This is a genomic window from Desulfovibrio desulfopostgatei (genome assembly GCF_053570645.1).
Map to the genome: position 1 here is coordinate 3228172 of NZ_JBRBQS010000002.1, position 12781 is coordinate 3240952.

The following is a 12781-nucleotide window of genomic DNA, read 5'->3' on the forward strand; positions in this document are numbered from 1 at the left end:
ACTCACAGGTAGTTTTTTCTGCCCGGAGCACTCGTTATTCCCAACACGCATTGCGGTTGCGGCTCTGCCGGGTCTGACCGTTGGCTCTTCAGCGTGTGCGCCGCTGCCGAGTAAAGCGCGCATAGGCACGCGCCACTGGCGATGCAGGATCCATTGCCTCCAGATACACGCCATCAGCGCACAGAGGCTCTGGTGCCCGTAACCGGGGCGCGGGCTTATCCTTATTTGCCGTTTTCCGCGTTGCGGCCTTGTCCAGCCCTGCCTTGCCCATGAGCAGGTTGACCTTTATGGCGCTGAAAAAGGGCTGTTCCATAAAGGCATTGACCCTCTCCAGCATTTCGCCTGCCATAAGGTGCAGCTCCTGCGCCAGCATGGCATCCTCTGCCCCTATGAGCAGAACATCCCGATGATGCCCCATGGGCCGCGCCAAAGGCGCAAGCTCAGGCCCCATGACCATGCCCCAGTTGAGCCAGAGCTGTTGTAACCGCGCTCGCGTTTCTCCCTGGCCGGGGGCCGCGCCGAGCCCCGCCATCACGGAGGCCATGACCTCCATGGCGTGCACGGGCTGAGAGTCTTTCTGTCGTTTGCGGAATACGGCCATTATCCTTCCTCGAAAACAGGCGGCAACCCTGATCCTGGCTGGGATTCGGGTGTTGCTGGGCGGGGGCTTCTGGCTATGCCTGTTTTGAACATATTGACTATATGCTGATATATTGATACTTACATCAATCAAATTTGATTTACTGAACCTGGACAGATAATGGCACTTTTATTTTTCAAAGCTCTGTCGGACGAAACCCGCCTGCGGCTGGTTCATATTCTGCTGCATTACGAACTCTCGGTCAACGAGCTGGTCAGTATCCTTGATATGGGGCAATCGCGTGTTTCGCGACACCTCAAAATTCTTACCGAGGCCGGGCTGCTCACCTCGCGCCGTGATGGCCTGTGGGTTTTTTATGCCACACCTCGTGCAGGCGAGGAGCTTGATTTTTTGCGCGCCATCACCCCCTTTGTCCACCCGGATGCCGCCATGCGGGCAGACCTCAATATGGCCGCCCAGATTCTTGAAGAACGCGCGCTTAAAACCCGCCAGTTCTTTAACGCCATTGCGGAAGACTGGGACGAGTTGAACCGCGAGGTTCTTGGCAGCTTTGATCTGGCCGAGGCAGTTTGCGATGCCATGCCTGACGGATGCGGCACCGCTGTAGACCTCGGCTGCGGCACGGGCGCGGTGCTTGCGCGCATGCTGCCAAAGGCGCAAGGGGTCATTGGGGTGGACGGCTCCGCCCGCATGCTTGAAATCTGCCGCCGCCGCTTTACGCCGGAGGACCTGGCCGAGGGCCGCGTTTCACTGCGTATTGGCGAACTGAGCCACCTGCCGCTGCGCGACCACGAGGCGGATTTTGCCTGCATCAACCTTGTGCTGCACCATCTTTCTGACCCGGCTGAAGGCCTGCGCGAGATCCGGCGCATCATGGCGGTGGGAGGCAGGTTCTTTGTGGCCGATTTTCAACGCCATGCCGATGAGACAATGCGCTCCCGCTACGGCGACCGCTGGCTTGGCTTTGACGAGCAGCAGCTTGGCCTTGATCTGGCTGCGGCTGGCTTTGCGGTTTTGCACTGCAAGCACATGCAGGTGAACAGAAACATGACCATGCTTCTGCTCAGCGCCGAAGCCCGCTGACAACCTGGCCCAGCGGCCCATATTTCCCCAAATTTTACCGACAACAACAAAATTGCGGATAGGAGAAAACAATGATTAAGCCTCTTGACCTGACCCTTGACTACAAAGTGGCCGACATATCTTTGGCTGACTTTGGCAAAAAAGAAATGCAGCTTTCCGAGCGCGAAACGCCCGGCCTCATGGAATGCATCAAAAAATACGGTCCCACCCGGCCCCTCAAGGGCCTCAAGGTCACCGGCTCCCTGCACATGACCATTCAGACGGCCATGCTCATCAAGACCCTGCACGCCCTTGGCGCAGACATCCGCTGGGCTTCGTGCAACATCTTTTCCACCCAGGATCACGCCGCCGCCGCCATTGCGGAAAGCGGCATGGCCAAGGTCTTTGCCTGGAAGGGCGAAACCCTTGAAGACTACTGGTGGTGCACGGAAATGGCCCTTACCTGGCCTGACGGCAGCGGACCCGACCTTATCGTGGACGACGGCGGCGACGCCACCCTGCTGATCCACAAGGGCTTTGAGGCGGAAAACGACCCCTCCATCCTTGACCAGAAGACCGACAACAAGGAATTTCAGTGCATTCTTGACCGCCTCAAGCTGCGCCTCAAGGAAGACCCGCAGCACTGGCACAAGGTTGCCGCCAAGGTAAAGGGCGTTTCGGAAGAAACCACCACCGGCGTTCACCGCCTCTACCAGCTCGAAGCCGCCGGAACCTTGCTGTTCCCGGCCATCAACGTCAACGACTCGGTCACCAAGTCCAAGTTCGACAACCTGTACGGCTGCCGCGAATCCCTGGCTGACGGCATCAAGCGCGCCACCGACATCATGGTGGCAGGCAAGGTGGTTGTGGTCGTGGGCTACGGCGATGTGGGCAAGGGTTGCGCCCAGTCCATGCGCGGCTTTGGCGCGCGCGTGCTGGTGACGGAAATCGACCCCATCTGCGCCCTTCAGGCCGCTATGGAAGGCTTTGAAGTCACCACGGTTGAAAACGCCCTTCCCCAGGGCGATATCTATGTGACCTGCACCGGCAACTACCATGTCATCACCGGCGCCCATATGGAAGCCATGAAGGACGAGGCCATTGTGTGCAACATCGGCCACTTCGACAGCGAAATAGAAATGTCCTACCTGGAAAACACCCCCGGCATCACCTGCCTGAACATCAAGCCGCAGGTGGACAAGTGGACGCTCAAGTCCGGCCGCAGCATCATTGTACTGGCCGAGGGCCGTCTGGTTAACCTTGGCTGCGCCACTGGGCACGCCAGCTTTGTCATGTCCAACAGCTTCACCAACCAGACCCTTGCCCAGCTCAAGCTTGCCTCCGAGCCGCTGGAAAACAAGGTTTACACCCTTCCCAAGGAACTGGACGAAGAAGTGGCCCGTCTGCACCTTGCCCGCCTTGGCGTCAAGCTTACCACGCTTACCCCCGAGCAGGCCGAGTACATCGGCGTGAAGGTTGAAGGGCCGTACAAGCCCAGCCATTACCGCTACTAATCAGTTCAGCGGATATTACTGAAAAAGCCGGGGCATTGCTCCGGCTTTTTTTGTCCTCGCGCTCGCGCATAAATAATACAACATAATTATACTTTAAATTTGGTTTTATTTCCTGTTTATCCAAGCAGGCTGTAAACTTTAAACAATTCTTAGTTCAATGATATATTTTATGGCAATTTAAATACACTTTTTTTAGTTACTATATTGTACATTTTTTTTGAACCAAAAAATATTTTTTACACTGCAACATCTTAAAATTAACCATGATCATATTATTTTTATATAATAAAATCGCCTAAATCTATTCCTTCTTCTTATTCAAGACGAATATTTCTTTATTATTCATTTTTTTATTCTCGTATCCATTTTCTGTATATCTATACTAAACAAAAATAGTTCCGATAGATCTTAAATCATGGAATTGATTTCATGATTCCAACAACAAGCGTTATAATTAAGTTTCTTATTTCATATAAACCACAACACCGAGCACTACTAACCAATAAGACTATAGTGGAGAAGCATCATGAAGTTGAGTGTCAAGTTATCCCTGATGGCAGGTTTTTTAATGGTTCTGACTGTTGCCCTTGGACTTTTTAGCCTTGTGCAGATGTCAAAAATCAATGACGGCTCAACAGACATCAATCAGAACTGGCTTCCATCCACACGATACGCCTTGAATCTCAATATAGACATGACTGGCTTTAGGCTGGCGCAGGTACAGCTTGCCAACAGTCCTGAAGCGCAGGACAGGGCGCACTACCAGACCCGCATGGACGCTTATTTGAAGAGTATTGAAACGAATAAATCCAAGTATGCGGCCCTCATTGCTTCGCCTGAAGAAAGAAAGGTTTATGAGGCGTTTCTGCGCGAATGGCAGAGCTATCTGGATACTTCCAAACAAATTGTTCGCCTTGCAGATCAAGGACAAATGGATGAAGCGCGAAGCCTCACCCGGGGTGAAACACGCGCTGTTTTTGAAAAGTGCAGCACCTGCCTGACTGAACTTGTCCGCATAAATACGGAAGGTAGCCTGGCCGCCAGCAAAGGCTGCGACGACTTGTATGCCTCGGCAAAACTTTTGGTTATCTGCCTGCTGGTGGCCTCTATTCTGGCAGGAACAGCCACTGCGGTTGTCATTCTGCGCGGCACCCACAAGCAGCTGGGCAAAGACCCCGGCGAACTGAACACTATTGCCCTGCGGGTTGTGGACGGCGACTACAACATTGACGATGGCAGCCCCAAGGCTGGCGTGTACGAATCCATTGTAGCCATGGTGGCGGCCCTCAAGGGCCACATTGACCACGCCAAGGAAGAATCCCGCAAGGCTCAGGAAGCGGCAGAACAGGCCCGCAAGGCCCAGATTGTGGCAGAAGAAGCCACCGCGCGGGCAGAAACAGCCCGCAAGGAAGGTCTGCTTGACGCCGCCACCCAGCTTGAAGGCGTGGTCAACGTCATCGCATCTGCCTCTGAAGAACTTTCTGCCCAGATCGAGCAGTCTTCGCACGGCGCAGAGCAGCAGGCCCACCGCATTGCGGACACAGCTACGGCTGTGGAAGAAATGAACGCCACCGTTATTGAGGTTGCCAAGAACGCCGGAGCCGGGGCAAACTTGTCCGCTTCCACTCAGGGCAAGGCCAAGGAAGGCGATGATGTAACCACAAAGTGCCGGCGAGCCATGGACGAGGTTCAGGCAGAAACAATAGGCCTCAAAACCAACATGGACACCCTTTCTGTCCACGCACAGGCCATTAACGAAATTATGACCGTTATCTCGGACATCGCCGACCAGACAAACCTGCTGGCCCTGAACGCGGCCATTGAAGCAGCGCGCGCTGGTGAGGCGGGCCGTGGCTTTGCCGTTGTGGCAGACGAAGTGCGCAAACTGGCAGAAAAGACCATGTCCTCCACCCAGGATGTGGGCAAGGCCATTCAGGCCATTCAGGAAAGTTCCAAAGAAGGCGTGCGGCGCATGGATCAGGCAGTGGGCAAGGTAAACCTTGCCGCGGACCTTGCCGAAAAATGCGGCGCCGCACTTGCGGAAATTCTCAGCCTTGCGGAGCAGACCGCTGATCAGGTGCGCAGCATCGCAACCGCCAGCGAAGAGCAGTCCGCTTCCTCTGAAGAGATCGCCCGTTCGGTGGAGCACGTCAACACCATTGCGGCTGAAACATCACAGGCAATGGGCGAAGCCAGCAAGGCTGTTTCCGAGTTGGCGGCTCAGGCCCAGAACCTGTCCCGCATCATAACCCAACTCAAGAATTCCTAGTTCTGGCTGCATGCAGTCACGGGGCGGCCTTGCATGTGCAGGGCCGCTTTTTTTTCGAGCCTGCCTTTGGGGTACGCCGCTCCCATATATTTTCCATTACCTCGGCTGCGCCGCCCCAGGCTCGACCGCTCCCTCACCAAGAAGAAATACGCACCCCGGCTCTGGCGGCAGTGGCAACAACATGCTCTTCCATAGCCAAACGCGCTCCGTGCGAGTTCCGCGACCGCAAATGCTCCAGCAGCGCCGCATGCTCGCGCATGGTGTTCACCAGCCCTTCCTGATTGGAAAAGGGCAGCCGCTGGCTTTCTGAAAACAGATCAAAAAATGGCCGCATGGCCTCAATGAAAAAAGGGTTGTTGGCCGCTTCAATCATCTGGGTATGAAAAGCGAAATCCAGTTGGGCAAAATGCTGCACGTCACCGCGAACGCTGGCCTGCTTCATGTCGTCGAGCATTGCTGCCATGTCGTCAATCTGGGCCTGCGTGGCGTTCAGGGCCACAAGGGCGGCAATGGCCGGTTCTATGGCATGCCTGAACTGAAAAATCTGCGTTTCTTTACCCGCAATAAATGACCGGTCAAACCGCGTGACAGGAGCCGCAGGCAGTCCTTCCTGAGCGCGGGTCACCAGAAACACCCCCTTGCCGGGCTGAATGTTCACCTTGCCCATGGTCTCCAGAATAACCAGAGCCTCTCGTACCGTGGGTCGACTGACCCCCAGGGTTTCTGCAAGCGCGCGCTGTGGGGGCAATTTATGCCCTTCTTGCCAGTTATTATCTAAAATCATTGATAAAATTCTTTCAGCAGCTTCTTCAGAGCTAGATTTCCACAATTTTGTTGTTTTATCTAAATTTTCCTGTAATTTAGGGCACATAGTTTCCACCAATTTGTAGAAGTGACATTTTTCGCCAACCCATGTTGACAAATTTGTAGAAACAGAGCAATCATTTTTTACCGGTCTTACCAGAATTTTACCAAAACGTGGATAATTCCGGGTTACTCAAACACTTTCTTCGGGGGACGTCATGCAATTTTTTTTCAGCCGCCTTGGCTTCATCCTGGCCGTCATGCTGCTGACCGCAGCCCTGCCGCAATCCCTTTACGCTCAGCAAACGGATAACACGCTTGAAACAATAAAAAAGTCAGGAGTTATCTCCATTGCTGTTCCACAGGACTTCCCCCCATTTGGTTCTGTGGGCGCAGATATGCAGCCTGTGGGTTACGACATTGATACTGCCCGGCTTATTGCAAAAAGCCTGGGCGTCAAGGTGAAGCTTGTGCCGGTTACCAGCACAAACCGCATTCCTTACCTTACCACAGGCAAGGTTGATCTGGTCATTTCCTCACTGGGCAAAAACGCCGAGCGCGAGAAAGCCATAGACTTTTCAGCGGCCTACGCGCCTTTCTTTAATGGCGTCTTTGGCCCCGCGGATCTCAATGTCGCCACGGCAGAAGAACTGGCGGGCAAGACCATTGCGGTGACCCGTGGCGCTGTTGAGGACATGGAACTGACCAAGATTGCGCCCGCTTCCACAGAAATCCGCCGGTTTGAGGACAACAGCTCGACCATCGCCGCCTACCTTTCCGGCCAGGTGCAGATGGTTGCCACAGGCAACGTTGTGGCGGCTTCCATCAACGGACAAAATCCTGCCAAAAAGCTGGAAGTCAAATTCCTCATCAAAAACTCGCCCTGCTACATCGGGCTGAACAAAAACCAGCCGGAACTGCAAAAGGCAGTGGACGACATTATCACCCAGGCCAAGAAGGACGGGCAGCTTGAAGCCATTGCGCAAACATGGCTGCACACCTCTCTGCCGAAGGATTTTTAAAATTTTTCTGCCTAGTTGCCAAAAAGGGTAGAGAGGAACACCGTGCTTACCAACTCTTTACCGGTAAGACCACAAGGTTATAGCGGCAAGATTCGGATGCGGCAACCACGCAAGACTGCAAAATAGAGGATTTGCCGCAGCAGCCAGGACGTATGGAGGCGGTCGCCAGAGAGCGACCTCCAGTTAGGGGAACAGCCATGGCCTATCAGTTTACCTTCGAGCCCATTGCGGCAAACTGGCCATTGCTGGTTCAGGGGGCGGCACTGACGCTGGCCCTCACGGCGGTCAGCGCCACGGTGGGCCTTGCCGTGGGCATTTTGGGAGCGGTTTCGCGCGAGTGGCGGTTACCTTTTTTGCACTCGTTTTTTACCGCCTATGTGGAATGCGTCCGCAACACGCCCTTTATTGTGCAGTTGTACTTCATATACTTCGGCCTGCCCGCCCTTGGGGTGCGGCTGAACGGATGGGAAGCCTCCGTGCTGGCAATGGTCGTCAACCTTGGCGCATACTCGACCGAGATCGTCCGGGCTGGCGTGGCGGCTGTGCCCAAGGGCCTGATTGAAGCCGCAGACTCCCTGGCCATGAGCCGTTGGCAGTGCCTGCGCCACGTGATCCTGCGCCCGGCGCTCAAAACCGTGTGGCCCGCCCTGTGCAGCCAGATTGTCATTGTCATGTTGGGGTCTTCGGTATGTTCGCAGATCGCCGCCGAGGAGCTGACCTTTGAGGCCAACCTGATCCAGAGCCGCACGTTCCGCGCCTTTGAGGTCTACCTCGCCAGCACGCTCATGTACCTTGCCCTGGCCATCGCCGTGCGCAAGAGCCTGCATGCCTTTGGCAAGCACTATATCCGCAGGGGGCGTGCATGATCAGCTTCTCTATCTGGGACATGGTGCGCCATCTGCTTACGGGCGCTGGCTGGACAATCGTTCTGTCTGTCATCGCTTTCGCGCTTGGCGGCGTCATGGGCCTTATTGTGCTTTTTGTGCGCATTTCGCCCAAGGCCCAGCTGCGTGCCCTGGCCATGATGTATATTGAGTTTTTTCAGGATACGCCGCTGCTTATGCAGTTTTTTCTTATCTTTTTCGGACTGGCCCTGTTTGGCGTGGATATTTCGCCCCTGGCCGCCGCTACGCTGGGCCTTACGTTCTTTACCAGCGCGTACCTTGCTGAAATCTGGCGCGGATGCGTTGAGGCGCTGCCCAAGGGTCAATGGGAGGCATCGGCGTGCCTTGCCATGAACCGTTACGAGCAGCTGCGTCACGTCATTCTGCCCCAGGCCTTGCGCATAGCCATCCCCCCGACTGTGGGCTTTTCAGTACAGGTCGTCAAAGGAACAGCCGTAGCCTCGATCATCGGCCTTGTGGAAATAACCAAAACCGGAACCATGATCGCCAACGCAACCTTCAGGCCGCTGCTGGTCTACGGCCTTGTGGCTGCGGGTTATTTTCTCATGTGCTATCCGCTGTCGGCCTTTGCCCGTCGCATCGAAAGGAGGCTCCATGTCGCTGGTCGTCGTTGATGAGCTGCACAAGCAGTTCGGTGAAACCAAGGTTCTGCGCGGGGTCAACCTCACGGTGGAAGAAGGCGACGTTGTGGCCGTCATTGGCCGCAGCGGGTCTGGCAAGAGCACGTTTCTGCGCATTCTCAACGGGCTGGAAACCTTTGATGCGGGTTTTGTGAAGATTGACGGCGACCGCGTCCGGGGGCTGGAAAACGACTTGCGCCCTCTCCGGCTCAAGGTGGGCATGGTCTTTCAGCAGTTCAACCTCTTTCCCCACCTTACGGCGGGGGAAAACGTCATGCTGGCCCCGCGCATTGTCAAAAATGAACCGGAAGCCGAAGTGCGGGAGCTTGCCGCAGAAATGCTCGCGCGGGTGGGCCTTGCCGACAAGTTCAACGCCTTTCCCGATCAGTTGTCCGGCGGGCAGCAGCAGCGGGTGGCTATTGCCCGCGCGCTTGCCATGCGCCCCAAGATGTTGCTGTGCGATGAAATAACCTCCGCCCTTGATCCCGAGCTGGTGGGCGAGGTGCTTGAGGTTGTGCGCAAGCTTGCGGCGGAAGGCATGACCCTGATCATGGTCACGCACGAAATGCGCTTTGCGCGCGAAGTAGGCAACAAACTGGTGTTCATGCACCAGGGTAAGGTTCACGAGGCCGGGGCCCCCAAGGCGCTTTTTGCCAAGCCCGGCACTCCGGAACTGGCTTCGTTCATCCAGACGGTGAACTGAGCACTATGGGCAATTTATCGAAAATTGCTCCGGCGTCCGCCCATGCGAACGCCCGTTGCGGAGACCGGCGCGCTGTGCCCGGTCTGGGCAAACAAAACTAAATCTGCTCGAGGAGGAAACATGGCTTATCCAGAGGGTTTGCTGAAAACACGGGCGGTCATCCGGCCCGGCGAATATGCGGTCATTCCGCCGGAAGGTCGGGTGCGCAACGTCATACCCGGCATTGAGGGCTGCAACATGTCCATCATTGCCTCCCCAAAACTGGGTGCGAGTTTTGTGCAGTATGTGGGCACAGCCCTGCCCGGCGGGGGCACGGTCGCCCCCTTTGCGCAGGAGCCGGGCGTGGAGGCCTTTTTATATGTCATGGACGGCTCTGGCGCGCTGACCGCAGCCACCTGCGGGCAAAAGCACGCTCTGGCCCCCGGCGGCTACGTGTTTGCACCCGCGGGCAAAGGCCTTGAGTTTACCAACACCACCAATGCCCCGGTGCGCTTCCTGCTCTACAAGCAGCGCTACATCGCCCTGCCCGGCCACGAGGCCGAAGCAGTATTCGGCAATACCGCAACAATGGAAGAGCGTATCTACGAAGACATGGCCAACGTGTTTATCCGCGATCTGCTGCCCACCCACCTGGGCTTTGACATGAACATGCACACCCTCAGCTTTGACCCCGCGGGCTGCCATCCATTTGTGGAAACCCATGTGCAGGAGCACGGGGCCTATATGCTGGAAGGCGAGGGCATCTATCTGCTCGGGTCCGAGTGGATTCAGGTGCAGAAGGAAGACTTCATTTTCTTTGGCCCCTATACCCCGCAGGCAGTGTACGCCACTGGCAGGGGACGGCTCACCTACATCTACTCCAAAGACTGCAACCGCGACGTGGCCCTCTAGCCTCCCGCTTTTTCAACAAGGATATACCATGTCACAGTTTGGTGAAATTTACAGGGACGAAGACGTTGATATTTCCGTGCTGCACGGCAAGACCATTGCCATCATCGGTTACGGCAGCCAGGGCAAGGCACAGGGCAAAAGCCTGCGCGACAGCGGCATCAACGTGATTGTGGGCGTTGGCGACAGAACCGTGCACAATAGCTGGAAGGACGCCGAGGCCGACGGCTTTGCCGTGTACGACATAGAGGAAGCCGTCAAACAAGCGGATATCGTTCATATTCTGCTGCAAGACCCGGCCCAGCCCGCCGTGTACTATTCTTCCATCCACGCCCACCTGCGCCCCGGCCAGACCCTCAGCTTTGCGCACGGTTTTGCCATCCTCTACGGCACCATCAAACCGCCCAAGGACGTGGATGTCATCCTGTTTGTGCCCAACGGCCCCGGCCCGGTGGTGCGCCGCAAGTTCAAGGAAGGTTCGGGCATCTACGGCGCGGTGGCCGTTGATCAGGACGTCAGCGGCCATGCCGCCGCCACTGCTCTTGCCATTGCCAAAGGCGTGGGCAGCACCCGCGTGGGCACCATCAAGCTCTCGTTCCAGCACGAAACCGAGGGCGACAATTTTGAAGAACAGGTGCTCTACGGCGGGGCCATCCAGCTCATGCGCTCCATCTACAAGGTCATGACTGATAACGGCTATCCGGCTTCCTTCGCCTATGCCAAGGCCGTGCGCTCCATCCGCTCCATCATTGACGATATCGATGAGGTGGGCGTGGAAGAATACCTCACGCGGCGGGCCAGCCGCACCTGTGAATTTGCCGTGCGCACATCCGGCCCGCGCGTCATCAACGAAGACGCCATCCAGCAGATTTTTGAAGAAACGGAAAAAGGCATCTTTGCCCGTAACTGGCTGAATGAATTCAATCTGGGCATGCCCACCCTCAACCGCATGCGCCGCACCTGGGCCGATTCGGACATGGAGCGCACAGGCAAGCTGTTCCGCGACAAATTCGGCATGTCATAGGCTTTTTCCGCCGCTGGCGGGATGTGCCTGCGGGCACGGGCTGTCAGCCCGTGCCCCCGCCGAATGAATAGAGCCAGAACCAAGGGAGAAGGCATGAAATCTGTGCGTGTAGACAAAGCGCGGCTGCAAAACCGCATGGAAGCAATATCTGCATTCGGGGCAACAGCGGGCGGCGGCGTCACCCGGCTTGCCCTGTCCGATGCAGACAAAGACGCCCGGCAGCAACTCAATGCATGGCTGAAGGAGCTGGACTGTGAAATCCATGTGGACGGCATGGGCAATATCTTTGCCGTGCTGCCGGGCAAGGACAGAACCCTGCCCCCGGTGATGACAGGCTCTCACGGCGATTCCCAGCCGCTTGGCGGGCGCTTTGACGGCATGCTGGGCGTTGTGGCTGGCGTGGAGGTTGTGAGCGCCCTGCGCGATGCGGGCGTGACCCTGCTGCGCGATCTGGTGGTGGCCGACTGGACCAACGAGGAAGGTTCCCGCTTCACCCCCGGCTGCTCCGGCTCCGGAGTATGGGCTGGCAAGCTGGCGCAACAAGATATGTACGCCCTCAAAGACCAGCAAGGCCTTACCCTTGGCGGGGAGCTTGCACGCATCGGCTTCCAGGGGGATTCCAGTTATTTTCCCCGCCCAGTGCATGCGGCCTTTGAGCTGCACATAGAGCAAGGGCCTGTGCTGGAAGAAAAAAGCATCCCCATCGGCATACCACAAGGCATTGTGTGCCTGCGCTGGTATAATGTGCGCGTGCAGGGCGTGCCCAACCATGCCGGGCCAACCCCCATGACCAGCAGGCACGATGCCATATACGCCTTTTCGCTCATGGCAGCGCGCATTTTTGAGATTGCCCGCGACTCCGGTCAGGTGGTGGCCACTGTGGGCGAAGTGCACGCTTCGCCCAACTCGCGCAACGTCATTGCCGGGGATGTGCAGTTCACCATCGATGTGCGCGGCTGGGACGAAGCCGCCACGGATGACGTGTGCCAACGCATTGAGGCCGCGCTGGCCGAAGCCGCGCAACTGGCGGGGTGTGAGGTAAGGCCCAAACGCATCTGGCAGGTTTCGCGCGTGCCCTTTGACCAACGCCTGCGCGGGATGGTGCGAGAGGCATCGTCCAGTCTTGGCCTGCCCTGCCTGGACATGGTCTCCGGAGCATCGCACGACATGATCTATATTGCCCAGGTTGCGCCGGGTGCCATGATATTTGTGCCAAGCATGGGCGGGCGCAGCCATGCCGAGGTGGAAAACACCTCGTGGGAAGACTGCGCGGCAGGCGCGGACGTGCTACTGCACTGCCTGATGCTCGCGGGTAACGAACCCGGCTAGAGCAATTTTAAACCAAAAAATTATATGGGGGAGGGGCCGC

12 protein-coding genes are annotated in these 12781 nt (G+C 56.7%); 10 read left to right on the forward strand and 2 right to left on the reverse strand.

The genetic code is table 11. The annotated features are described in order from the left end of the window. Nucleotides 1-88: 88 nt before the first annotated feature. Nucleotides 89-601 (reverse strand): DUF721 domain-containing protein, encoded by a 513-nt coding sequence (locus tag ACUZ9Q_RS14020; RefSeq protein WP_192113099.1) that lies wholly within the window; start codon nucleotides 599-601, stop codon nucleotides 89-91. A 159-nt stretch (nucleotides 602-760) separates the two neighbouring features. Here ACUZ9Q_RS14020 and ACUZ9Q_RS14025 point away from each other — a divergent pair, with 159 nt between their 5' ends. The 3 genes from ACUZ9Q_RS14025 (at nucleotide 761) to ACUZ9Q_RS14035 (ending at nucleotide 5446) form a co-directional block, all read left to right on the forward strand. Further along, nucleotides 761-1684 carry an ArsR/SmtB family transcription factor gene (locus tag ACUZ9Q_RS14025; RefSeq protein ID WP_192113100.1) on the forward strand — a complete coding sequence of 308 codons (924 nt, stop codon included), beginning with the start codon at nucleotides 761-763 and terminating at the stop codon, nucleotides 1682-1684. A 71-nt stretch (nucleotides 1685-1755) separates the two neighbouring features. Continuing rightward, nucleotides 1756-3177: an adenosylhomocysteinase gene (gene ahcY / locus ACUZ9Q_RS14030; protein WP_227118788.1), complete on the forward strand. Its 1422-nt coding sequence runs from the start codon at nucleotides 1756-1758 to the stop codon at nucleotides 3175-3177. Nucleotides 3178-3703: 526 nt separating this feature from the next. Beyond that, the gene (locus ACUZ9Q_RS14035; RefSeq protein ID WP_449248070.1) at nucleotides 3704-5446 is read left to right on the forward strand and encodes a HAMP domain-containing methyl-accepting chemotaxis protein; all 1743 of its coding nucleotides are present in this window, start codon (nucleotides 3704-3706) and stop codon (nucleotides 5444-5446) included. A 133-nt stretch (nucleotides 5447-5579) separates the two neighbouring features. Here the strand turns inward: ACUZ9Q_RS14035 and ACUZ9Q_RS14040 are convergent, their stop codons facing one another. Next, nucleotides 5580-6317 (reverse strand): FadR/GntR family transcriptional regulator, encoded by a 738-nt coding sequence (locus ACUZ9Q_RS14040; protein ID WP_276571479.1) that lies wholly within the window; start codon nucleotides 6315-6317, stop codon nucleotides 5580-5582. A 151-nt stretch (nucleotides 6318-6468) separates the two neighbouring features. Between ACUZ9Q_RS14040 and ACUZ9Q_RS14045 the strand changes: the two genes are divergently transcribed. From ACUZ9Q_RS14045 to ACUZ9Q_RS14075, 7 genes are all read left to right on the forward strand, one after another. Continuing rightward, the gene (locus ACUZ9Q_RS14045; RefSeq protein WP_225530008.1) at nucleotides 6469-7272 is read left to right on the forward strand and encodes a transporter substrate-binding domain-containing protein; all 804 of its coding nucleotides are present in this window, start codon (nucleotides 6469-6471) and stop codon (nucleotides 7270-7272) included. Between the two features lie 197 nt (nucleotides 7273-7469). Continuing rightward, complete coding sequence (locus ACUZ9Q_RS14050; RefSeq protein ID WP_215647489.1) at nucleotides 7470-8138, forward strand: amino acid ABC transporter permease; 669 nt, start codon at nucleotides 7470-7472, stop codon at nucleotides 8136-8138. Next, complete coding sequence (locus ACUZ9Q_RS14055) at nucleotides 8135-8791, forward strand: amino acid ABC transporter permease (RefSeq protein WP_192113105.1); 657 nt, start codon at nucleotides 8135-8137, stop codon at nucleotides 8789-8791. The genes ACUZ9Q_RS14050 and ACUZ9Q_RS14055 overlap by 4 nt, the downstream gene beginning before the upstream one ends. Then, entirely contained in the window at nucleotides 8772-9500 is a 729-nt protein-coding gene (locus tag ACUZ9Q_RS14060) for an amino acid ABC transporter ATP-binding protein (protein WP_449248071.1), read from the forward strand. The genes ACUZ9Q_RS14055 and ACUZ9Q_RS14060 overlap by 20 nt, the downstream gene beginning before the upstream one ends. 120 nt (nucleotides 9501-9620) lie before the next feature. After that, nucleotides 9621-10391: a (S)-ureidoglycine aminohydrolase gene (allE, locus tag ACUZ9Q_RS14065; RefSeq protein ID WP_308585582.1), complete on the forward strand. Its 771-nt coding sequence runs from the start codon at nucleotides 9621-9623 to the stop codon at nucleotides 10389-10391. A 28-nt stretch (nucleotides 10392-10419) separates the two neighbouring features. Further along, nucleotides 10420-11412 (forward strand): ketol-acid reductoisomerase, encoded by a 993-nt coding sequence (gene ilvC, locus ACUZ9Q_RS14070; protein WP_233483461.1) that lies wholly within the window; start codon nucleotides 10420-10422, stop codon nucleotides 11410-11412. Between the two features lie 93 nt (nucleotides 11413-11505). After that, on the forward strand, nucleotides 11506-12741 hold the full coding sequence (locus ACUZ9Q_RS14075) for a M20 family metallo-hydrolase (RefSeq protein ID WP_449248072.1): 1236 nt from the start codon (nucleotides 11506-11508) through the stop codon (nucleotides 12739-12741). Nucleotides 12742-12781: the final 40 nt, after the last annotated feature.